The sequence below is a fragment of the Tabrizicola caldifontis genome (genome assembly GCF_004762095.1).
Taxonomy (GTDB): Bacteria; Pseudomonadota; Alphaproteobacteria; order Rhodobacterales; family Rhodobacteraceae; genus Tabrizicola; species Tabrizicola caldifontis.
Window position 1 is genome coordinate 22,219 of the sequence record NZ_SIJH01000016.1, and the last position, 19,640, is coordinate 41,858.

The 19,640-nt window shown below is 65.4% G+C and carries 26 protein-coding genes; 15 read left to right on the plus strand and 11 right to left on the minus strand.

Going from position 1 to position 19,640, the window contains the following annotated elements; all coding sequences use genetic code 11:
- Nucleotides 1-13: 13 nt before the first annotated feature.
- From EYB42_RS14075 to EYB42_RS14105, 7 genes are all read right to left on the minus strand, one after another.
- Entirely contained in the window at nucleotides 14-661 is a 648-nt protein-coding gene (locus EYB42_RS14075; protein WP_135450765.1) for a trimeric intracellular cation channel family protein, read from the minus strand.
- Entirely contained in the window at nucleotides 658-1,116 is a 459-nt protein-coding gene (rnhA, locus tag EYB42_RS14080; RefSeq protein WP_135450766.1) for a ribonuclease HI, read from the minus strand. The genes EYB42_RS14075 and rnhA overlap by 4 nt, the downstream gene beginning before the upstream one ends.
- 4 nt (nucleotides 1,117-1,120) lie before the next feature.
- Nucleotides 1,121-1,582 carry a DUF3429 domain-containing protein gene (locus EYB42_RS14085; RefSeq protein ID WP_135450767.1) on the minus strand — a complete coding sequence of 154 codons (462 nt, stop codon included), beginning with the start codon at nucleotides 1,580-1,582 and terminating at the stop codon, nucleotides 1,121-1,123.
- Between the two features lie 41 nt (nucleotides 1,583-1,623).
- A complete protein-coding gene (locus tag EYB42_RS14090; protein ID WP_135450768.1) occupies nucleotides 1,624-2,097 on the minus strand; it encodes a hypothetical protein in 474 nt (157 codons plus the stop codon).
- Between the two features lie 228 nt (nucleotides 2,098-2,325).
- A complete protein-coding gene (gene ispH / locus EYB42_RS14095; protein ID WP_135450769.1) occupies nucleotides 2,326-3,279 on the minus strand; it encodes a 4-hydroxy-3-methylbut-2-enyl diphosphate reductase in 954 nt (317 codons plus the stop codon).
- A gap of 64 nt (nucleotides 3,280-3,343) precedes the next feature.
- Entirely contained in the window at nucleotides 3,344-3,775 is a 432-nt protein-coding gene (locus tag EYB42_RS14100) for a YqaA family protein (protein WP_135450770.1), read from the minus strand.
- A gap of 19 nt (nucleotides 3,776-3,794) precedes the next feature.
- Complete coding sequence (locus EYB42_RS14105) at nucleotides 3,795-4,370, minus strand: LabA-like NYN domain-containing protein (protein ID WP_135450771.1); 576 nt, start codon at nucleotides 4,368-4,370, stop codon at nucleotides 3,795-3,797.
- 134 nt (nucleotides 4,371-4,504) lie between these two features.
- Here EYB42_RS14105 and folK point away from each other — a divergent pair, with 134 nt between their 5' ends.
- The 13 genes from folK (at nucleotide 4,505) to EYB42_RS14170 (ending at nucleotide 15,563) form a co-directional block, all read left to right on the plus strand.
- A complete protein-coding gene (gene folK, locus EYB42_RS14110) occupies nucleotides 4,505-5,083 on the plus strand; it encodes a 2-amino-4-hydroxy-6-hydroxymethyldihydropteridine diphosphokinase (protein ID WP_240784175.1) in 579 nt (192 codons plus the stop codon).
- Between the two features lie 83 nt (nucleotides 5,084-5,166).
- Complete coding sequence (rpoZ, locus tag EYB42_RS14115; RefSeq protein WP_135450773.1) at nucleotides 5,167-5,520, plus strand: DNA-directed RNA polymerase subunit omega; 354 nt, start codon at nucleotides 5,167-5,169, stop codon at nucleotides 5,518-5,520.
- 25 nt (nucleotides 5,521-5,545) lie between these two features.
- The gene (locus tag EYB42_RS14120; protein ID WP_135450774.1) at nucleotides 5,546-7,663 is read left to right on the plus strand and encodes a RelA/SpoT family protein; all 2,118 of its coding nucleotides are present in this window, start codon (nucleotides 5,546-5,548) and stop codon (nucleotides 7,661-7,663) included.
- 67 nt (nucleotides 7,664-7,730) lie between these two features.
- Entirely contained in the window at nucleotides 7,731-8,414 is a 684-nt protein-coding gene (locus EYB42_RS14125) for a DUF2062 domain-containing protein (protein ID WP_240784177.1), read from the plus strand.
- A gap of 46 nt (nucleotides 8,415-8,460) precedes the next feature.
- Nucleotides 8,461-9,219 (plus strand): pyridoxine 5'-phosphate synthase, encoded by a 759-nt coding sequence (locus tag EYB42_RS14130; RefSeq protein ID WP_135450830.1) that lies wholly within the window; start codon nucleotides 8,461-8,463, stop codon nucleotides 9,217-9,219.
- A gap of 64 nt (nucleotides 9,220-9,283) precedes the next feature.
- Entirely contained in the window at nucleotides 9,284-9,694 is a 411-nt protein-coding gene (gene acpS / locus EYB42_RS14135) for a holo-ACP synthase (RefSeq protein ID WP_135450776.1), read from the plus strand.
- A gap of 3 nt (nucleotides 9,695-9,697) precedes the next feature.
- Complete coding sequence (locus EYB42_RS14140) at nucleotides 9,698-10,411, plus strand: hypothetical protein (protein WP_135450777.1); 714 nt, start codon at nucleotides 9,698-9,700, stop codon at nucleotides 10,409-10,411.
- Nucleotides 10,412-10,471: 60 nt separating this feature from the next.
- Complete coding sequence (gene lepB, locus EYB42_RS14145) at nucleotides 10,472-11,260, plus strand: signal peptidase I (protein WP_135450831.1); 789 nt, start codon at nucleotides 10,472-10,474, stop codon at nucleotides 11,258-11,260.
- Nucleotides 11,257-11,946, plus strand: coding sequence for a ribonuclease III (gene rnc / locus EYB42_RS14150; RefSeq protein ID WP_135450778.1), 690 nt, complete (start codon nucleotides 11,257-11,259; stop codon nucleotides 11,944-11,946). The genes lepB and rnc overlap by 4 nt, the downstream gene beginning before the upstream one ends.
- A 153-nt stretch (nucleotides 11,947-12,099) precedes the next feature.
- Nucleotides 12,100-13,011 (plus strand): GTPase Era, encoded by a 912-nt coding sequence (gene era / locus EYB42_RS14155; protein ID WP_135450779.1) that lies wholly within the window; start codon nucleotides 12,100-12,102, stop codon nucleotides 13,009-13,011.
- 69 nt (nucleotides 13,012-13,080) lie between these two features.
- Nucleotides 13,081-13,416, plus strand: coding sequence for a DUF1491 family protein (locus EYB42_RS14160; RefSeq protein WP_135450832.1), 336 nt, complete (start codon nucleotides 13,081-13,083; stop codon nucleotides 13,414-13,416).
- A gap of 36 nt (nucleotides 13,417-13,452) precedes the next feature.
- Nucleotides 13,453-14,172, plus strand: a complete 720-nt coding sequence (recO, locus tag EYB42_RS14165) for a DNA repair protein RecO (protein WP_135450780.1) — start codon at nucleotides 13,453-13,455, stop codon at nucleotides 14,170-14,172.
- 62 nt (nucleotides 14,173-14,234) lie between these two features.
- Nucleotides 14,235-15,563, plus strand: coding sequence for an MFS transporter (locus EYB42_RS14170; protein WP_135450781.1), 1,329 nt, complete (start codon nucleotides 14,235-14,237; stop codon nucleotides 15,561-15,563).
- On the opposite strand, the gene EYB42_RS14175 is transcribed toward EYB42_RS14170, so the two are convergent.
- From EYB42_RS14175 to EYB42_RS14190, 4 genes are all read right to left on the minus strand, one after another.
- Nucleotides 15,538-15,954 carry a Rossmann-fold NAD(P)-binding domain-containing protein gene (locus EYB42_RS14175; RefSeq protein WP_135450782.1) on the minus strand — a complete coding sequence of 139 codons (417 nt, stop codon included), beginning with the start codon at nucleotides 15,952-15,954 and terminating at the stop codon, nucleotides 15,538-15,540. The two genes, EYB42_RS14170 and EYB42_RS14175, sit on opposite strands and share 26 nt — an antisense overlap.
- Nucleotides 15,955-15,972: 18 nt before the next feature.
- Complete coding sequence (locus tag EYB42_RS17840; protein WP_394346494.1) at nucleotides 15,973-16,143, minus strand: hypothetical protein; 171 nt, start codon at nucleotides 16,141-16,143, stop codon at nucleotides 15,973-15,975.
- Nucleotides 16,144-16,464: 321 nt separating this feature from the next.
- The gene (locus EYB42_RS14185) at nucleotides 16,465-18,129 is read right to left on the minus strand and encodes an acyl-CoA dehydrogenase family protein (protein ID WP_135450784.1); all 1,665 of its coding nucleotides are present in this window, start codon (nucleotides 18,127-18,129) and stop codon (nucleotides 16,465-16,467) included.
- Between the two features lie 112 nt (nucleotides 18,130-18,241).
- On the minus strand, nucleotides 18,242-18,757 hold the full coding sequence (locus EYB42_RS14190) for a DUF3859 domain-containing protein (RefSeq protein ID WP_135450785.1): 516 nt from the start codon (nucleotides 18,755-18,757) through the stop codon (nucleotides 18,242-18,244).
- A gap of 76 nt (nucleotides 18,758-18,833) precedes the next feature.
- Between EYB42_RS14190 and EYB42_RS17610 the strand changes: the two genes are divergently transcribed.
- On the plus strand, nucleotides 18,834-19,001 hold the full coding sequence (locus tag EYB42_RS17610) for a hypothetical protein (RefSeq protein WP_240784179.1): 168 nt from the start codon (nucleotides 18,834-18,836) through the stop codon (nucleotides 18,999-19,001).
- Nucleotides 19,001-19,603, plus strand: coding sequence for a sulfite exporter TauE/SafE family protein (locus tag EYB42_RS14195; RefSeq protein ID WP_240784181.1), 603 nt, complete (start codon nucleotides 19,001-19,003; stop codon nucleotides 19,601-19,603). Before EYB42_RS17610 ends, EYB42_RS14195 begins: the two co-directional genes overlap by 1 nt.
- The last annotated feature ends 37 nt before the right edge of the window (nucleotides 19,604-19,640 follow it).

Sequence of the window (19,640 nt, forward strand, 5' to 3'; positions counted from 1 at the left end):
TCATCCGGCAAGCCTAGCGTTTCGGGGCCCCGGGTCTTGGGGGCCGCGACCTGTACACCGGCAGGCGCCATCCGAAGGCGATGGAACCCGCCCGGAGGATGAAGACGATGCCTGCGCAGATCGTCAGAGCCGCACCCGCAGGCAGATCTGCAAGACCGGCCAGCACCGCACCAAGCGCCCCGGCAAAGGCGCAGGTGACGTAAAGTTCGCCCTGCTTCAGCACCAGCGGTACCTCATTGCAGACCACGTCGCGCATCAGCCCGCCCATGCAGCCGGTAATCATTCCCATCACCAGCACGATCGGCCAGTCCTTGCCTTCGGCCAGCGCGACGGCCACGCCGGCAGGCACAGCAACCGCCAGGGCGAAGGCATCGAACCATAGAAGCGCACGGTATCGGCTTTCCAGCCGATGGGCCGTGAAAAAGACCACGATGGCGGCAGCCGAGGCGACCGCGATCACCACCGGATCGGCGACCCAGAAGACTTCGCGGTTCAGAATCGCATCGCGGATCGTACCGCCCCCGACGGCTGTGAGGCACGCGATGAAGATGAAGCCCACGATGTCAAGCTGTGAACGGCTGGCCGCCAGCGCGCCGGTCAGGGCAAAGATCAGGACCGAGGCATAGTCTAGCGCCGCGAGAAGCGTGAATGCCGGGGTCATGCCGTGGCCTTGAAGGGCGCCATTCCCGCACGGGCCAGTTCGTCGGCCCGTTCGTTCTCCGGGTGGCCCGCATGGCCCCTGATCCAGCGCCAGGTCACCTTGTGACGTGCCTGGGCGGCATCAAGCCTTTGCCAAAGCTCGACGTTCTTGACCGGGGATCCCCCGGCCGTCCGCCAGTTCCTGCGCTTCCAGGCATGAATCCATTCTGTCACCCCGTTCTTGACATAGGCCGAGTCGGTAACGATGACGATCTCTGACGGTCGCGCCAGTGCCTCGAGGGCGGAAATGGCCGCCATCAGTTCCATGCGGTTGTTCGTGGTCAGCGGCTCGCCGCCGGAGAGTTCGCGTTCCTTGACCACTGTGTTGCCCTCACGCGCCTGCATCAGCACGCCCCAGCCGCCCGGGCCGGGGTTGCCGGAACAGGCGCCGTCGGTAAAGGCGAAAAGTTCGGGCATCAGACTATTCCTGCAACGGGATGGCCAGGCAGGCCAGCACCACGATGGTCAGCATCACCCGCAGCCGCAGCCACCAGCGCGGGGCAAGTCCCCAGGCCGAATACATGGCATCCAGCAGCAACAGCCCCACAAAGCCGGCCGCCAGGAAGATCACCGAGTTCGCCGATGCATCGGTGACCATGAAGAAGACCCACAGCGCAGGGATGACGGACAAGGCGTAGGCGATGCCAGCCTCCGATCCATCTGCCCGGGTGGCAAAGCCCCAGAGCACGCCGGACATGAACGACAGGATGACCGTTCCGTAGGTGATGCCGACATAGGCGCCCAGGAACATTGGCGGCAGCCATTGCCCGGCCCAGGCCAGCAGCCCGGGTGACAGGTGTGTTGCGGCAGACCATAGAAACGGGATCAGCCCGGCAAGGCCAAGCAGCAGGGCAGGGCGGGGGATGCGGCGGTCGTCGGTCATTTGGCTGATCTAGCCCGATGCAGCGGCCAAGACCAGCGGGATCAATCGTCAAGGAAACGGTCGAAGCGGTCCGGGATCGCGGCCCGGATCGCGCGCATCACCCCGGACACGCGGTCCAAGTCGTCCTCGTGCACCTCTGCCGGCAGGTCGATCCGCTGGCCGTCCAGCCAGACCAGACCGCCGGTCATGGCGCCTCCGACCATCACCACCTCTGGCGGGCGCGCCGGTTTGTCGTGCAGGCCGCTGGTCTTGGCCTCTGCACGGATCGCCTCCAGAGCGTCGGCTCCGACCTTCGCCTTGCGGGTCTTGCAGGCCGGACCATCGGTTTCATAGCCCCTGCAGTGCCTCAGCGTCAGCTGCCCGTTGTCGTGGATCGTGACACCGGTTTCCCAGGCAAATTCCGGCGGCAGGCTGCCGTTGTTCGCCCACAGCTCTGCCAGAACAGGCGCGTCCTGGGCCAGGGCCGGGGTGGCAAGCAGGGCAGCAAGGGTCAGGCTGCGTGCCAGGCGGTTCATTCCGGGCTTTCCATGGGTTTCACGATGCGTTTCCGGCAGGTCGGTTCCGCCTGTCCACCGCGATCCCGTGTAGCAGGCCCCGCCAACTTTCGGAAGTAAGGCTTTCCCACGTCACCGGACCCCTGCCAGCTCCCCTCTGGGCGGCCCAGGCCCGAAGGTGCCGGACGGTGCGGGTTGCGCGGTCCGGTGGGGGCACTGCCATACGGCTGCCGCCCGCGAACGGGCGTGTCATGCCGGTTCGCGCAGGATGCGGGGAACCTTGAATTCAATGTCCTCGACGGCGGTTTCGACCTGCTCCACCGTCACGTCGAACCGGACGCGGAAGGCGTCGAGCACCTCGTTCACCAGCACTTCCGGCGCGCTGGCACCGGCGGTCAGGCCGATTGCACGGGCCCCACCCAGCGCGCGCCAGTCGATGTCGGCGGCGCGCTGGATCAGCATGGAATAGCCGCAGCCCGCCGCGGCGCCGACTTCGACCAGCCGTTTCGAGTTCGAGGAGTTCGGCGCCCCGATCACCAGAAGCGCATCAATCTTCGGCGCGATGGCCTTGACTGCCGCCTGCCGGTTCGTGGTGGCATAACAGATGTCGTCGTGCGCGGGTGCGTGGATCAGTGGAAAGCGTTCCTTCAGCGCTGCTGCGATTGCGGCGGTGTCATCGACCGAAAGGGTGGTCTGGGTGATGAAGGCCAGCTTCGCCGGGTCGCGGACCTGAAGCCTTGCCACATCCTCGACGGTTTCCACCAGCAGCACCTCGCCGGGCGGCAACTGGCCCATGGTGCCGACAGTTTCCGGGTGGCCCGCATGGCCGATGTAGATCATCTGTACGCCATTTTCGTGGTGCCGCGCGGCCTCGTTGTGGACCTTGGTCACCAGTGGGCAGGTTGCATCGACGGCAATCATCTGCCGGCTTGCGGCCTCGAGCGGCACCGATTTCGGCACGCCATGGGCGGAGAAGACCACGGGCCGGTCGTCGGGGCATTCCGACAGCTCCTCGACGAAAACCGCCCCCTTGGCCCGCAGGCCATCGACCACAAAGCGGTTGTGCACGATCTCGTGCCGGACATAGACCGGGGCGCCCCATTTCTCGATCGCCATCTCGACGATGCGGATCGCCCGGTCCACGCCCGCGCAAAAGCCGCGCGGGGCGGCGAGGTATAGGGTCAGGGGCGTTCTTTCGGTCATCTGACATCCTTCGCTTGGCCCAGAGGTAAGCCGCGCCGCGCCGCAGGTCCAGCCCGATCGGCGCTCAGACCAGCGACAGGGCCGTGCCCCCGGCCCAGGCCAGCGCAAGATAGCGCCCGGTCTTGGCGATGATCAGCAGCAGCAGCACCAACGGAAGAGGCGCCCGCAGAAGCCCGGCGACAAAGACGATCAGATCACCCCCGGGCGCCCAGGACAGCAGCAGCGAACACAGACCCCAGCGCGCGAACCAGCCTTCGGCGCGCGCAAGCTGCGCCGGGCGGACCGGAAACCGCGGGTGTTCGCGCAGGCCGCCAAAGCCTCGCCCCAGCGCGTAGGTCAGGCACGACCCCAACACGTTGCCGGACGAGGCGACCAGGACCAGTATCAAGGCCGGCCATCCCGCGGCCTGAAGGCCCAGGAACACGATTTCGGACTGGAAGGGAACCGGAGTTGCGGCCAGGAAGGCCGCAAGGAACAGTCCCGCCAGCGGGATCATCTGGGCGAAGGGGCCGGCGTCACTTAGCCTCGACCGCGATCTCTTCGTTCGTCACCGGGCGCGGCTCGCGTGGCGGGCGTCCGATCACCTCGCGCAGCTCGTCCAGTTCGATGAAGTTGTCGGCCTGACGGCGCAGTTCGTCCGCGATCATCGGCGGCTGGCTGCGGATCGTCGAAACGACCGAAACGCGAACCCCCTGGCGCTGCAGGCTTTCCACCAGCGGGCGGAAGTCGCCATCGCCCGAGAACAGCACCACATGATCCAGGCGCGGCGCAAGTTCCATGGCATCGACGCACAGTTCGATGTCCATGTTCCCCTTGACCTTCCGCCGCCCCTGACTGTCGGTGTATTCCTTTGCCGGCTTTGTCCGCATGGTGAAGCCGTTGTAATGCAGCCAGTCCACCAGCGGGCGGATGGGCGAGTATTCCTCGTTCTCCAGCAGCGCCGTGTAGTAGAAAGCCCGCAGAAGCTTGCCGCGGCGCATGAACTCCATCCGCAGAAGCTTGTAGTCGATGTCGAAGCCCAGAGCCTTGGCGGCTGCGTAAAGGTTCGATCCATCTATGAACAGCGCAAGCCGTTCGTCCTTGTAAAACATTATGGTCCCCTCAAAGCGCTGCGCCGAACGTGCTTTCGTGTCTGGATCACGTGGTGTAGTGAAGCTCGCCGACCAACTGCCCGTGAATATCAGGCCGGCGCGGGCGCGGACAAGTCAACTGTGAGACAATAAACGTGAATGTCGGGAAAAACGGGCAGCTTCTGGTTGCATTCGGCGCAAATCTGCCGTTCGACGGCGCGGGTCCGGCTGAGACGATCCTGAAGTCTGTGGCGGCCTTGTCCGGGGAAGGTCTGCAATTATTTGCACTTAGCCGGTTTTTCGCCACGCCCTGCTTTCCGGCGGGGGCGGGCCCTGACTATGTGAACGCCGCAGCGCTGCTGACTTGCAGCGAAGATGTTGACCTTACGTCAATTCTTGCGCGTCTTCATGCCGTCGAGGCCCGCTTCGGGCGCGAGCGCGCGCAGCGCTGGGGTATGCGGACGCTGGACATCGATCTTCTGGCTGTTGGCGATTCGGTTCTGCCCGATGCCGAAACCCAGGATCGCTGGCGTCTTCTGCCGCCCGAAGCGCAGGTGCGTACCACGCCCGACCGGCTGATCCTGCCGCATCCGCGTCTGCAGGACCGTGCCTTCGTTCTGGTTCCGCTTGCCGATGTCGCGCCCGACTGGGTGCACCCGCGGACGGGGCTCGGCGTGCTGCAGATGCTGGATGCCCTGCCACCGGAAGATCGCGCCGCCGTGAAACCGCTTTGATTTGCAGCGATTCCGCGCTTGTCAAGTCTGTCCGATGGGCATAAAGAGGCGACTTCCAGCGAAGCTTCGGTATGGAGTAGCCCATGGCCCGCGTGACGGTCGAAGATTGCGTTGACAAGGTTCCGAACCGGTTCGAACTGGTGATGCTGGCCGCCCATCGTGCGCGCGAGATCCAGGCCGGATCCCCGATCACCGTTGATCGTGACAACGACAAGAACCCGGTCGTCGCCCTGCGCGAGATCGCCGAGGAGACCCAGTCGGCCGATGCACTGCGCGAACGGATGATCGAAAGCTACCAGACCCAGATCGAGGTTGACGAACCGGAAGAAGACCAGATGGCGCTTCTGATGGGCGGCGAGATGGATCGTCCGGTGGTCGATGACATGTCGGAAGAAAAGCTTCTGCGCGCATTGATGGAAGCCCAGGGCGAGCTCTGAGGGTTACGGCCCGGGTGGGGCGCTGATGATCGACGTCGAAGACCTCATCGCCCTGGTCCGCAACTACAATCCGCGGTGCAACGCCGATCTGATCCGCAAGGCTTACGCTTACGGGCTCAAGATGCATGAGGGGCAGTTCCGCAAGTCGGGCGAGCCCTATTTCACCCACCCGGTCGCCGTTGCAGCCATCCTGACCGAACAGCGGCTGGACGATGCGACAATCATCACGGCGCTTCTGCACGACACGATCGAGGACACACGTTCCACCTATTCCGAGATTGCCGCCCTGTTCGGCGAAGAAATCGCCGAACTGGTGGACGGGGTGACGAAGCTGACGAATCTGCAGCTTTCCTCGGCCGGCAGCCAGCAGGCGGAAAACTTCCGAAAGCTCTTCATGGCGATGTCCCGCGACTTGCGGGTGATCCTAGTCAAGCTGGGTGACCGTCTGCACAACATGCGGACGATCAAGTCCATGAGTCCGGAAAAGCAGGCCCAGAAGGCGCGCGAGACGATGGAAATCTTTGCGCCGCTCGCGGGCCGGATGGGCATGCAGTGGATGCGCGAGGAGCTGGAGGATCTGGCCTTCAAGGTCCTGAACCCGGAGGCGCGCAATTCCATCATGCGCCGCTTCCTGACGCTGCAACGCGAAACCGGCGATGTGGTCCACAAGATCACCGCCGATATCCGGCACGAACTGGAAAAGGCCCAGATCGAGGCCGATGTCTACGGACGGGCGAAAAAGCCCTATTCGATCTGGCGCAAGATGCAGGAAAAGGACCTGGCGTTCAGCCGGCTCTCCGACATCTACGGCTTTCGCGTCATCTGCGGCACGGTCGCCGACTGCTACCGGATCCTCGGGGTGATTCATCAGCGCTGGCGCGCAGTGCCGGGTCGGTTCAAGGATTACATCAGTCAGCCGAAATCGAACGGCTACCGTTCGATCCATACCACCGTGTCGGGCCGCGACGGCAAGCGGGTCGAGGTGCAGATCCGCACGCGCGAGATGCACGAGGTGGCCGAGGCCGGGGTCGCCGCGCACTGGTCCTATCGCGAGGGCGTCCGTGCGGTTAACCCCTTTGCGGTCGATCCGGCCAAGTGGATCGCGACACTGACGGAACGTCTGGACGAGGGCGACACCGACGAGTTTCTGGAAAACGTCAAGCTCGAGATGTATTCCGACCAGGTGTTCTGCTTCACGCCCAAGGGCGACGTGGTGCAGTTGCCCCGGGGGGCGACGCCGCTGGACTTTGCCTATGCCATCCATACGAGGATCGGCAACTCCTGCGTCTCGGCCAAGATAGACGGCATCCGGGTGCCCCTGTGGACCCGGCTGAAGAACGGCCAGTCGGTCGAGATCATCACGGCCGAGGGCCAGCGGCCGCAGGCCAGCTGGATCGACATCGTGACCACGGGCCGCGCCAAGGCCGCGATCCGGCGCAGTCTGCGGGAAGAGGACCGGGGCCGGTTCGTCAAGCTTGGCCAGGAACTGGCCCGCGCCGCCTTCGATCACGTCGGCAAGAAGGCGACGGACAAGGCCCTGCGCACGGCGGCAAAGATGCTGGGGCTTTCTGACGAGAACGACCTGCTCGCCCGCCTTGGATCTGCCGAACTGCCCGCGCGTCGCGTGGTCGAGACGCTGTATCCCGAACTTGCCCAGGCTGTGGCGGAAGAGGTGGACGCAAGGCGCCCCGTCGTCGGGTTGACCGCTGACCAGAGCTTTCGGCGCGCCCAGTGCTGTCAGCCCGTGCCAGGCGAGCGCATCGTCGGCATCACCTATCGCGGCCAGGGTGTCGTGGTTCATGCCATCGACTGCCCGGCGCTGGAGGAATTCGAGGACCAGACCTCGCGCTGGGTGGATCTGCACTGGCACTCGGGCCGTCACGCGCCGGTCTACACGGTGTCGCTGGACCTGACCATTTCCAATGACGCGGGCGTTCTGGGCCGGATCTGTACCCTGATTGGCGAGCAGAAGGCCAATATCTCGGATCTGCGATTCACCGACCGCAAGCCGGATTTCTACCGCCTTATCATTGATGTAGACTTGCGCGACGTGGAACACCTGCACATGGTGATGACTGCCCTTGAAGCCGAAACCGATGTTGCGCAGATCGCACGCCATCGCGATTTGACACGGCGTCCTTAAGGCGGCACATCGGGCAGGCGACCCGGGCAGAGAGGCACGCGAATTGGTCTTCAAGCGCAGGGAACCGTTGGGCTGGAGTGCGTGGCTGCGCGAGCAGGTCTATCCGCGCGGCGGCTTCAAGCGCGCGACCCGGTACGTCGTCCACCGCATGCGCCGCCTGCCGGACCAGCCGCACCGTGTGGCGCGGGGGGTCTTTGCGGGGTCGCTGATCGGCTTCCTGCCCCTGCCCGGCCTGCAATTCCTTGCCGCCTGGGGGGCGGCGCGCCTGGCGCGGGGCAATATGCTTGCCGCGCTTCTGGCGACCTTCAACACCAATCCCGTCACCACGCCCTTCTTCGCTGTCCTGGCCATGACACTGGGCCACTGGATCCTGGGGATCGAGGCGCCGCTCAATGCCGATTACATCGGTCATGCCTTCGCTGGCGCGGGCAGCGATCTGTGGTTCAACTTCACCGCGATCTTCGGCCCCGAAAAGGCCCGCTGGGACGGGCTGATCCAGTTCTGGCACGAAATCTACCTGCCCTATTTCATCGGTGCCCTTGGGCCGGGGATCGTGATCAGCGCGATTGCCTACTACGTCACGATCCCCCTGGTGGAGGCCTACCAGAAGGCCCGAGCCGCCACTGCGCACGAACGGGGCGAGCGGCGGCGCAAGATGCGGGCCAAGCTGGCCGAGGCCGCCGCCGCAATCTCGCGGCGCGACGAGGTTCCCGGTGACGAAGCGGGTGACGACGGCCCGGGCGCGCCCTAGACTGAACGGATGACAAGCGGGTGAGGACGGAACCATGACATTGCCATTGCGCGCTCCGGGCAGGTTGCGGCTTGGGGTCAACATCGACCATGTGGCCACCGTGCGGAATGCGCGCGGCTCTGCCTGGCCCGATCCGCTGCGCGCGGCGCTCTTGGCCGAAACGGCCGGGGCAGACGGTATCACCGCCCACCTGCGCGAGGATCGCCGCCACATCCGCGATGCCGACATCGAGGCGCTTATGGCGGGGATTGCCATTCCGCTGAACTTCGAATGCGCCGCCACGGCAGAGATGCAGGCGATCGTGCTGCACCATCGGCCCCATGCCGTCTGCCTGGTGCCGGAAAAGCGCGAGGAACGCACGACCGAAGGCGGGCTGGACGTGGCCGGCGACATTCCGCGCCTGACAGATTACATCGCCCCTCTGCGTGAGGCCGGCTGCCGTGTCAGCATGTTCATCAGCCACGACCCGCGCCAGATCGAGGCCAGCGCGGCCATCGGTGCGGCAGTGGTGGAACTTCACACCGGGCTTTATTCCGACCTGCTGGCGGAAGGCCACGGCGAATTGGCCGAGCGTGAACTGGCCGCGTTGCGCAAGGGCGCGGAACGTGCCGCCGCCCTGGGGCTTGAGGTGCATGCCGGTCACGGGCTGACCTACGACAATGTCGAAGCCATCGCCGCAATTCCGGAACTGACCGAACTGAACATCGGCCATTTCCTGGTGGGCGAGGCGATCTTCCGCGGGTTAGGTCCCGCGATCGAGGAAATGCGCCGTCGCATGGACCTGGCGCGCGGGGTGGCCGCGTGACAGCGGAATCCGGCATGAATTCCGGACCGCAAATCGGCGGCGGCTGTCGGAAGGGCCTCCCTCGATGATCCTGGGCATCGGCACCGATCTTGCAAACATCGACCGGATCGAGGCGACGCTAACCCGGTTTGGCGACCGTTTCCGCGATCGCGTCTTCACCGAACGCGAACAGCGCAAGGCCGAAGGCAGGCCGCGCGCGGTCGCAGCAACCTATGCCAAGCGCTGGGCAGCGAAAGAGGCTTGCTCGAAGGCGCTGGGCACGGGCCTGCGCATGGGCATAGCCTGGAAGGACATGGCGGTGACCAACCTTCGCTCGGGCCAGCCGGTGATGCATGTGACCGGCTGGGCCGCCGACCGCCTGCGCGCAATGACGCCCGAAGGGCATGAGGCAGTGATCCATGTTACCTTGACTGACGACCACCCATGGGCGCAGGCTTTCGTCATCATCGAGGCAAGGCCCATCACCCGGAGGTGAAGCATGTCCCAGCCGCAATACTCGCCCCGGATCGAGGCGCTGGTGGCGGCGGGCGTTGCGGTGGCGGCGCTGGGTGTGGCGGGCTGGCTGGGATGGATGATCGGCTGGCCCGGAAGCTTCGATACCTCCGACCCGGATTTCGTCAATCCGATCTCGATCATGATCCTGGGGCTTCTGGGCGCTGCGGTCTGGTTCGGGATCAAGGCCGTGGGCCACGAACGCCGGCACCGCGCCTTCGGGAATGGTCATCTGAACCTTGATCCACCCGGCCATCTGCGACTGGGCGGGGCGCTCAGCGGCCGGCTGAAGGTGCAGCGGCCGGTTGCTGCCGCCGGACCTTTCCACATGGTGCTGACCTGTTTCGATGTTCACGAATTCGAGGACAACGGGCGCTTCAAGACCGTGGATTTTCCGGTGTGGACCGATGAAAGGACACTGCCACGCGAAACCGATGCCACCCAGGGCCTTGCCTTCCGTTTCGTTCTTCCCGCCTCGGTGGGCCTCGACCCTGTGCCTTCCGGCATCCTGCCAGGGCAAGCGTCGCGTCACCGGCTAACAGTGCATGTCCCGGGAATGAAGCAGGTCGTTGCCAGCAACACCCCGCCCGTGGGGCGCTACTGGAAGCTCGTCGTAACGGCCCCGACGGCGGGCCCTGAGTTCCGTGCCGAGGTCGTCGTTCCGACCGACCGTCCGCGCGGTAACAGCCGGTTGCCTTGACTTCCCCCGACGCTTGCGCGCAAGAAGCGCGAGACCGTGAAAGGGCAAGGGGCAGGGCAGATCATGGCGAAGGCAAAGTCCGACGGCGGTTTTGTCGAGACGATCAAGACCGTCTTCTGGGCGCTGGTTATCGCAGGTGTCTTCCGCACGCTGTTCTTTCAGCCCTTCTGGATTCCCTCGGAATCGATGAAGGACACGCTGCTGATCGGCGACTTCCTGTTCGTCAACAAGATGGCCTATGGCTATTCGAAATATTCCTGCCCATTCGCAATGTGCCCCTTCGAAGGCCGCATCTTCGCCAGCGAACCCAAGCGCGGCGATGTCGTGGTGTTCCGCCACCCGGTGAACGGGTCGGATTTCATCAAGCGCCTGATCGGCCTGCCGGGGGACCGGATCCAGATGAAGGACGGGATCCTTTACATCAACGGTGTTGCCGCCCCGCAGGAACCGGCTGGCGTGTTCGAAGAGGTCTATGAACCCCAGGGCCCGATGCGGAACCTGCCACGCTGTGAGAACGGCGCTGTCGGGGCCGGGGGCATCTGCAAGAAGTCCCGTTTCATCGAAACCCTGCCCGAGGGCCGCCAGCATCATGTCCTGAACATCGACACGAACGGCTTCGGCGACAACACCGATGTCTTCACCGTGCCGGAGGGGCATTACTTCTTCATGGGTGACAACCGCGACAACAGCCAGGACAGCCGCTATGCCCAGGCCGTGGGCGGCGTGGGATTTGTTCCAGCAGAATATCTGATCGGCCGCGCCGACCGTATCATCTTTTCCTCTGCCGGAACCCGGATGCTGTATTTCTGGACCTGGCGGTCCGACCGTTATTTCAAGGCGATCGAGTGAGGCTTTCGGCCGAACTTGTCGCCTTCCAGGCCCGGCTCGGACACCGTTTCCGGCAGCCCGAGCTTCTTCTGCGTGCTGTAACACATGCCTCGATCGGAACGGCTACCCGACCCGACAACCAGCGTCTGGAGTTCCTGGGCGACCGCGTGCTGGGTCTTGTCATGGCCGAGGCGCTGCTTGCGGCCGACGAAAGCGCGCGCGAGGGCCAGCTTGCCCCCCGCTTCAACGCTCTGGTGCGCAAGGAAACCTGTGCTGCCGTGGCGCGCGAGATCGGTCTTGGCGATGTGCTGAAGCTTGGCCGGTCCGAGATGCTGACCGGCGGGCGCCGGAAAGATGCCCTGCTGGGTGACGCCATGGAGGCGGTGATTGCCGCCGTCTATGAGGACGCAGGCTTCGAGGCCGCGCGCGCGCTGGTCCTGCGGCTGTGGGGCGACCGGATCGCCGCTGTGGAGCCCGACGCGCGCGACGCGAAGACCAGCCTTCAGGAATGGGCGCAGGCGCGCGGCATGCCGCCGCCCGTCTATGAGGAGGCCGGGCGTTCCGGCCCGGACCATGCGCCGGTCTTCACCGTGCGGGTCAAACTGGCCAGCGGCGAGACGGCCGAGGCCTCTGCCGGGTCGAAACGGGTGGCCGAACAGGCCGCGGCCAGAGCACTCCTAGATCGGGTGGCGGACTCGGGGGGCTGAGCAGCCGCTTGTCCAGGATTGCGTGCAATCTTCGCGGGGGCTTGCCCGCACGCGAACGCAGTTCATGATCAGGCCTGCTTGGCGTTTCAGGGAAATCTGGCCTTTTCCGCCGGTTTGGCCTATGGGTTCGGGTCAAGGAAAGGGTGCCATCACATGACCACACGCGCGGGCTTCGTTGCCCTGATCGGCGAGCCGAATGCCGGGAAATCGACGCTTCTGAACCGGATGGTGGGCGCCAAGGTCTCGATCGTCACCCACAAGGTGCAGACGACCAGGACGCGCATCCGCGGGATCGCCATGGCGGGCTACACGCAGATTGTCTTCGTGGACACCCCCGGCATCTTCCGGCCGCGGCGCAGGCTGGACCGCAGCATGGTCAAGGCCGCCTGGGGCGGGGCTTCGGATGCCGATGTGATCGTTCTGCTGATCGAGGCGCACCGCGGGCTGACTGAAGGTGTCATGGCAATCATCGAGCGCCTGCGCGACGAGATGCCCAAGGGCAAGCCCGTGGCGCTGGCGATCAACAAGATCGACCGGGTGAAGGCTGAAACCCTGCTTGCGCTGGCCGAAGAGGCGAACCGGGCCTTCCCCTTTGTCCGCACCTTCATGATCAGCGCAGAGCGAGGACATGGGGTCGATGATCTGCGCGACTGGTTGGGTGCGACCCTGCCTGAGGGCCCGTGGTTCTACCCCGAGGACCAGATCGCTGACCTGTCGATGCGGATGATCGCCGCCGAGATGACGCGCGAGAAGCTGACCCTGCGCCTGCATGAAGAGCTGCCCTACCAGCTGACGGTCGAGACCGAGAAATGGGAGGATAGGCCCGACGGATCGACCCGGATCGACCAGGTGGTCTATGTCGCGCGGGAAGGGCACAAGGGGATCGTGCTGGGCCACAAGGGAGAGACGATCAAGGCCATCGGCCAGGCGGCCCGGGCCGAGATCGCCGAATTCCTGGGCCGGCCGGTTCACCTGTTCCTTCAGGTCAAGGTGCGGCCCAACTGGCTGGACGAACCCGAACGCTATTCGGAAATGGGCCTCGACTTCAGGGATGGCGATGCCTGATCTGTACGGAACGGATCGAAAACTCTGGCGGGGAACCCTCGGGCAACTCCGCTGGCCCGAGGGTAAATGATGGTGCCGCGTCTGGCAACCCACATCTGGGTCTCGGCCTATCTCAAGCGGCTGGAGCTTGCCGGAATCCCCGCCTATGTCACCGCCAGGGGCGATCCAGAGGCCGGGGCGGTGCTGGTCAAGGTTGCGCTCATGGACGGGACGGCGAGGGCGTGGGAGCGGCGGTCGGACATCCTGACCGGTGCTAGGGCGTGGTTCCTGCTGGCCGAGGGGCCGGAAACCGATGTCGATGCTCTGGTAGGCAGGACGCGGGCGCGCGACCCCGACCTATGGGTGATCGAGCTGGAAGACCGGCAGGGGCGCACATTGCTGGACGAGGAAGGCCTTTCGGAGTGAGTTGCACGGCCCGCAGCCGCGAAGGATAGTCGGCGCATGGACTGGCGCGACGAAGGCATCCTTCTGTCCATGCGGCCGCATGGAGAAAGTGCCGCGATCATCGAGGTGCTGACCGCAGTGCATGGCCGTCACGCCGGCGTTGTGCGGGGCGGTGCGTCGCGGAAGATGGCCGCCACGCTGCAACCCGGTACAGGGCTGATGCTGGACTGGCGCGCGCGGCTTGACGATCATCTGGGCAGCTTCACCGTCGAACCCATCCGAAGCCGGGCCCATCTGCTGTCGGACCGTCTGGCACTGGCCGGCCTTCTGTCGGCCTGCGCGTTGCTGCGTATCGCCCTGCCCGAGCGCGAGCCCCAGCCCGGGCTGTGGCCGGTCACACTGGCCCTGTTCGATACGCTGGGGCAGGGGGACTGGACCTCTGCCTATCTGCGCTGGGAACTGCACTTGCTGGAGAGCCTGGGCTACGGTCTGGACCTGTCCAGTTGCGCTGTAACCGGTGCTACCGAGGGACTGGCCTATGTCAGCCCGAAATCCGGCCGGGCAGTGACGGCCGAAGGCGCTGGCGACTGGGCCGACCGGCTCTTGCCGTTGCCCGAGGGGCTGGCAGGCACCGGCCCGCTGAACCGCGAGGCTGTCAACCTTGGGCTGAAGCTGACCGGGCATTTCCTTGACCGGGGCCTGCGCCCGGTTCTGCATGACAAGCCCCTGCCCGAGGCGCGGTCGCGGTTTCTGGACCTTCTGGCCCGCCCGACGTGAAGCGACACCGGATGTCGCGCCCGTGACAGACGGACCCTGGCTTCGGGCATCGAAGTTGGGGCATGGCCACCCGATACCTGCCCCTGGCGCTGAAGCACAGCCCCACGCCCAGCATCGAGCATTTCGCATTGCTGGCCGGCCTTGATGCCGCGATCCGCGGGGTTCTGATCTCGACCATGCCGTTGGTGGTCTATGATGCGCTGAAGGATGCGCAGACCACGTCGGTCGTCTATTTCGTCTCTGGCATCGTGGCGCTGGTCTGGGGGCTGATGGTCCCTTGGGCCACGCGCCGGGTGCCGCGCCGCTGGGCCTATACCGGCGGGGTCGTCCTTTACCTTGTGGGCAATGCGCTGGGCGCGGTCGGAACAGGCTGGTCAGTGCCGCTGGCGCTGGTGTGCAATGCCATGGCGACAGTGACGATCTTCGTCTGTCTGAACGCCTATGTGCTGGATTATGTGGACCGCGCCAACCTCGGGCGCAGCCAGTCGGTGCAGATGGCCTATGCCGCCGCCGCCTGGACGCTGGGGCCGATGGCCGGGGTCTGGCTGTATCATACCTGGGCGCCGCTGCCCTTTGTTGTGGCGGGGGGCTTCGCGCTGGTGTTGCTGGTCAGCTTCTGGGTTCTGCGGCTGGGCAATGGAAAGCAGATTGCGCGGGCCCGGCGGCCGGCAGTGAACCCCCTGGGCTATCTGGGGCGGTTCTTCAGCCAGCCCCGGCTGATCGCTGGCTGGACCTTTGCGGTGATGCGCAGCTGCGGCTGGTGGGTCTATGTTGTCTACTTGCCGATCTTCTGCATCGAGGCGGGCCTGGGCGACAAGGTCGGTGGCATTGCGCTTTCGATCACCAACGCGCTGCTGTTCGCCGCGCCTGCCCTGAACCGGCTGGGCCGACGCCTGTCGGTGCGCCGGTCGGTGCGGCTTGCCTTCGGTGCCTGTGGAGGGCTGTTTGTCGCCGCGGGACTGCTGGCATTCCTGCCCTGGGTCACTGTGGGGCTGATCATGAGCGCTTCGGTCTTTCTGGTGATGCTTGATGTGGTGGGGGGCTTGCCCTTCCTGATGTCGGTCAAGCCCAGCGAGCGCACCGAGATGTCGGCGGTCTATTCCAGTTTCCGCGATGTGTCGGGCATCCTGACGCCAGGGGCGGCCTGGGCGATCCTGCTGGTCGCGCCCTTGCCCGGCATCTTCGCGGCCGCAGGGGTGGGGCTGCTGGTGTCATGGGGCATCGCCGGACGGCTGCATCCCAGGCTGGGCGTCCAGCGCCCGTCGCGCGGGGGGCTGGGGCAGGGCTCGTCGATGATGTCGAACCACGCGCCATGTGAGACATCATCGCGACGAGGAGACGCAGTCGAACGAGGAGCGGTCGCTGTCACCCCCTCGCCGTCGCGTGGCTGACCAGCCACTCTGCCGCAGCGATTGGCGCCGCCTGAGGCGAAATGAGCTGCGTCCCCAGTTCCAGCGCGGCGCGAGTATTCTGCAGACTGTCGGTAAGGCCCAGCCGGGGCAGGATCGTGCGTATGTCTTCATCCAACAGCGACAGCTGACGGAGCACCGGCTTCGGCGCCTCGCGCAAATCGACGATTGCCAGCCCCATCGGCGGCACCATCGCACCGCGACCCTTCAGGAAACGCTCCACCAGCCCCAGCGAAGATCCGTGATGTCGGTCCGGCGGCGGGCCCGGGATGAAGCCGGGGCTGATCACCGTCAGGTTCAGGCCGCGTTCCTTGGCAATCTCCCACGCCTTGTGTTCGGCCGGGGTCTTCGACTTTTCGCAGGCGGTGGCCAAGGGCTTTGCCGAATCGTATCAGTCCAACGCGTCATGCAGGTGTGTGCCTTTCGACAGGTCCAACACCGCAGCGATCGATGAGGTCAGAACGACGCGCTTCACCCCGGCATTTGCCGCAGCCTCCATCACCCGGCAGGCGCCTTCGACTGCGGGGCGGATCAGATCGGTGGGATCCTTCGGTTGGGCAATCGGTTAGGGTGAGGTGGTGTGGACAACCGCAGCCACCCCGGACATTGCCGCGGACCAGCCGGCATCCGCTTCCCGATCGGTCTCGATCAGACGCGGCCTGCCCGCTCCCCGGGCCAGATGCGCAGCAATGGCGGCGCGCACTTCGTCGGCTGGTCCTGCCGCCGCACCGTGCCGCGCACATCGAACCTTGCATTCGGCAGTTTCAGGACAACGTGTCTGGCGATGAGCCCCCAAAATCTCGTCAGAACTGCAAGCATCATCGCCATCTCCACACCCATCTTTCCACCGCAAGGGTGGGTGTGCGGGGCGGAAGTCAACCTGTCAGTCGAACAGCCGCCGCGCGATGACCTGGGCCTGGATTTCGGCGGCACCCTCGAAGATGTTCAGGATGCGCGCATCGCAAAGGATACGGCTGATCCGGTATTCCAGCGCAAATCCGTTGCCGCCGTGGATCTGCAGGGCGTTGTCGGCAGCGGCCCAGGCGACGCGGGCACCCAGAAGCTTGGCCATCCCGGCCTCCAGATCGCAGCGCTTGTCGTGATCCTTCTGCCAGGCGCTGAAATAGGTCAGCTGCCGGGCGATCATGATTTCCACAGCCATCATCGCCAGCTTGCCGGCGACCCGGGGAAACTCGATCAGCGACTTGCCGAACTGCTTGCGGTCCTCGGCATATTGCATCCCCGTCTCAAGCGCCGATTGCGCTACGCCCACGGCGCGGGCGGCGGTCTGGATGCGGGCGGATTCAAAGGTCTGCATCAGTTGCTTGAAGCCCTGCCCCTCGACGCCGCCCAGCAGGTTTTCGCCCTTGACCCGGAAATCGTCGAAGTTGACGGTGTATTCCTTCATGCCGCGATAACCCAGCACCTCGATCTCGCCGCCCGACAGGCCGGGATCGACGAAGGGCGTCTCGTCTGTGCCGGGAGTCTTTTCCGCCAGGAACATCGAAAGGCCGCGCCAGTCGGTCGTGCCTTCGACGCTGCGCGCCAGTACCGTCATCACATGGGTCCGCGCGGCATGGGTGATCCAGGTCTTGTTGCCGGTGATGATCCAGTCGTCGCCATCGCGCCGCGCCCGCGTGCGCAAGCTGCCAAGGTCAGACCCAGTGTTCGGTTCGGTGAAGACGGCGGTCGGCAGGATTTCCCCGCTGGCCAGCCCCGGCAGCCATTTCGTCTTCTGCTCCTCGGTGCCGCCGCAGAGGATCAGTTCGGCCGCGATCTCGCTGCGGGTGCCCAAGCTGCCCACGCCGATGTAGCCGCGGCTCAGCTCCTCGGACACCACGACCATCGAGGCCTTCGACAGACCGAATCCACCGTATTCCTCGGGGATCGTCAGGCCGAAGACGCCCATCCCGGCAAGCTCGGTGATGACATCCATCGGGATCAGTTCGTCCTTCAGATGCCAGTCGTGCGCGAACGGGATCACCTTTTCATCGGCGTAGCGGCGGAACTGGTCGCGGATCATCTCCAGTTCCTCGTCAAGGCCTGTCGCGCCAAACGTCGCCCGTCCCTGATTGTCGCGCATCAGCCGCACGAGTGCATCACGCGCCGCCGGCGTGTTTCCGCCCGCGATCAACCGCGCTGCGGCCTCGCCCGGCGTCCAGGCCTGCCCCAGATCGGCGAGCCGTGCCATTTCGCCCTGGCTCATCGGGATGCCGCCCGCGATCTGCGCGAGATATTCACCGAAGCCGATCTGCAGGATCAGCGCCTCCATCTCGCCGAAGCTGCCCGTCGCAGCGAGGCGCCCCGCCCAGGCATCCAGCTGCCGCAGCGCCTCGACATAAGTAGCCAGCCAGGCCAGCGCATGGGCCTGGAACTGACGTTCCTCAAGCGCCGGTCCCGACAACTTGCCCGCCACCGTGACCTGGGCCCGCAGCCCGTCACGCGCAGAGGCAAACAGCGCCTCCACCTCGGGCAGGGCGGCGGTGGTCAGGGCGCGCAGATCGGCAAGGATCGGGGTCTGGGTCATCGGTTGTCCATCATGCGGCATTTCGGGGCTCCGGGCGAGATTCTGCACCTGCGAAGACCTAGCGCCTTCGCAATCGCAGAGCAACAAGATTTCAAATGAAGTTCACTACAAGACTGAAAATGTCGCGATGAACTTATGAGGTCGCGCCGCAGGCCTGGGCGATTTCGGGCAGGGCTTCGGCGGGAACCACCTCGAACTCTGCCGAAAACAGTTGGGTAGCGCCATCCCAGCCCTCGAAGCGCCACGACCCGGGGACAAGCTCTGTATCATGGTCGAAACGGAAGAAATTGACCGAACCGCCCATGTCGCCGAAGGCCGAATCCCAGACCTCCGGCCGGTCGCTGCCGGGCCGCCAGACCCGCATCTCGCCCATGGCGACGAAAGCGCCCGGCACCAGTTGCGCCCTGACGCCGAAGGCGATGCCCAGTTGTGCGGGCACCACCTGGCGGTCGGGCCAGTGAAAGGTGATTTCGCCTTCGGGTACATGGATCCAGCCCGACATGGTGCCCGGCGCAGGGCGCTGGTTCATCGGGTCCAGCGAACAGAAGACGCCGACCTGCAGCCGGGCCACCAGCGGTCCGGCGGCAGGCGGCGCGGGGTCGGCTGCGGCAGCGTCGGCCAGCAGCAGGGCAAGGGCGAGGCGGTGCATCGGTCCCCCATCTTGATGCGGAAGTCACTTCCCTCCACCCTTTCACTGCGCCACAAGGACGGGGAAAGGGCAAGTCATGCATCAATTCGTCCCGGTTGGGTTGAGCCTTGCGGAATTCGCTGTTGCGCTGGCGATCACGCTGTTCGCGGGCTTCGTGAAGGGTGCGGTCGGCTTTGCCATGCCGATGATCCTGATTTCCGGCTTTGCGGTCTTTCTGCCGCAGGACCTGGCCCTTGCGGGCTGATGCTGCCGACGCTGGTCACCAACCTAAGCCAGGCCTTCCGGCAGGGCATGGGCCCGGCGATCGAGACGGCGTGGACCTACCACAGGTTCCTTGTCGCCACGGTCGTCTGCATCGCGGTCTCAGCCCCCTTTGCAGATACGATCCCGCGCGCGGCCTATCTGCTCTTGCTCGGCATCCCGATCATCGCCTTCGCTGCGCTGCAACTGATGGGCCGCAGCCTTGCGATCCGGCTTGAACACCGCGACCGCGCCGAATGGGCACTGGGGGCGGTCGGCGGGCTGTATGGCGGGGTCTCCGGCATCTGGGGACCGCCGCTTCTGGTTCTTCTTCTGTCCACCGGCGCGGGGAAGCTGCAGATGATCCGCGCCCAGGGTGTCGTCTTCCTGATCGGGGCAGTGGCGCTGATCGGCTCGCATCTGGGCACGGGGCTGGCGAATGCGCAAAGCCTGGGTTTTTCCGCAGCGCTGTGTCTGCCGGCGCTGATCGGGCTTCACGCGGGCTATGCCGTGCAGGACCGGTTGGACCAGAAGCGCTTTCGCCGCTGGACCCAGGCGCTGTTGGTCCTGACCGGCCTGAACATGGTGCGCACGGCGCTTTTTTGAGGCAGGATCTTCGTGCTGGCGTCGCCGCCCGCCGGTG

Bases quoted from the DNA above. Each gene is read 5' to 3' on its own strand.
- EYB42_RS14100 (WP_135450770.1), bottom strand. From the start codon at position 3,775: ATGATCCCGCTGGCGGGACTGTTCCTTGCGGCCTTCCTGGCCGCAACT.
- EYB42_RS14090 (WP_135450768.1), bottom strand. From the start codon at position 2,097: ATGAACCGCCTGGCACGCAGCCTGACCCTTGCTGCCCTGCTTGCCACC.
- EYB42_RS14195 (WP_240784181.1), top strand. From the start codon at position 19,001: ATGCTGCCGACGCTGGTCACCAACCTAAGCCAGGCCTTCCGGCAGGGC.
- EYB42_RS14160 (WP_135450832.1), top strand. From the start codon at position 13,081: ATGGTGCCGCGTCTGGCAACCCACATCTGGGTCTCGGCCTATCTCAAG.
- EYB42_RS14085 (WP_135450767.1), bottom strand. From the start codon at position 1,582: ATGACCGACGACCGCCGCATCCCCCGCCCTGCCCTGCTGCTTGGCCTT.
- EYB42_RS14190 (WP_135450785.1), bottom strand. From the start codon at position 18,757: ATGCACCGCCTCGCCCTTGCCCTGCTGCTGGCCGACGCTGCCGCAGCC.
- era (WP_135450779.1), top strand. From the start codon at position 12,100: ATGACCACACGCGCGGGCTTCGTTGCCCTGATCGGCGAGCCGAATGCC.
- EYB42_RS17610 (WP_240784179.1), top strand. From the start codon at position 18,834: ATGCATCAATTCGTCCCGGTTGGGTTGAGCCTTGCGGAATTCGCTGTT.
- ispH (WP_135450769.1), bottom strand. From the start codon at position 3,279: ATGACCGAAAGAACGCCCCTGACCCTATACCTCGCCGCCCCGCGCGGC.
- EYB42_RS14170 (WP_135450781.1), top strand. From the start codon at position 14,235: ATGGCCACCCGATACCTGCCCCTGGCGCTGAAGCACAGCCCCACGCCC.
- EYB42_RS14140 (WP_135450777.1), top strand. From the start codon at position 9,698: ATGTCCCAGCCGCAATACTCGCCCCGGATCGAGGCGCTGGTGGCGGCG.
- EYB42_RS14185 (WP_135450784.1), bottom strand. From the start codon at position 18,129: ATGCCGCATGATGGACAACCGATGACCCAGACCCCGATCCTTGCCGAT.
- rnhA (WP_135450766.1), bottom strand. From the start codon at position 1,116: ATGCCCGAACTTTTCGCCTTTACCGACGGCGCCTGTTCCGGCAACCCC.
- recO (WP_135450780.1), top strand. From the start codon at position 13,453: ATGGACTGGCGCGACGAAGGCATCCTTCTGTCCATGCGGCCGCATGGA.
- EYB42_RS14105 (WP_135450771.1), bottom strand. From the start codon at position 4,370: ATGTTTTACAAGGACGAACGGCTTGCGCTGTTCATAGATGGATCGAAC.
- acpS (WP_135450776.1), top strand. From the start codon at position 9,284: ATGATCCTGGGCATCGGCACCGATCTTGCAAACATCGACCGGATCGAG.
- EYB42_RS14120 (WP_135450774.1), top strand. From the start codon at position 5,546: ATGATCGACGTCGAAGACCTCATCGCCCTGGTCCGCAACTACAATCCG.
- rpoZ (WP_135450773.1), top strand. From the start codon at position 5,167: ATGGCCCGCGTGACGGTCGAAGATTGCGTTGACAAGGTTCCGAACCGG.
- EYB42_RS14075 (WP_135450765.1), bottom strand. From the start codon at position 661: ATGACCCCGGCATTCACGCTTCTCGCGGCGCTAGACTATGCCTCGGTC.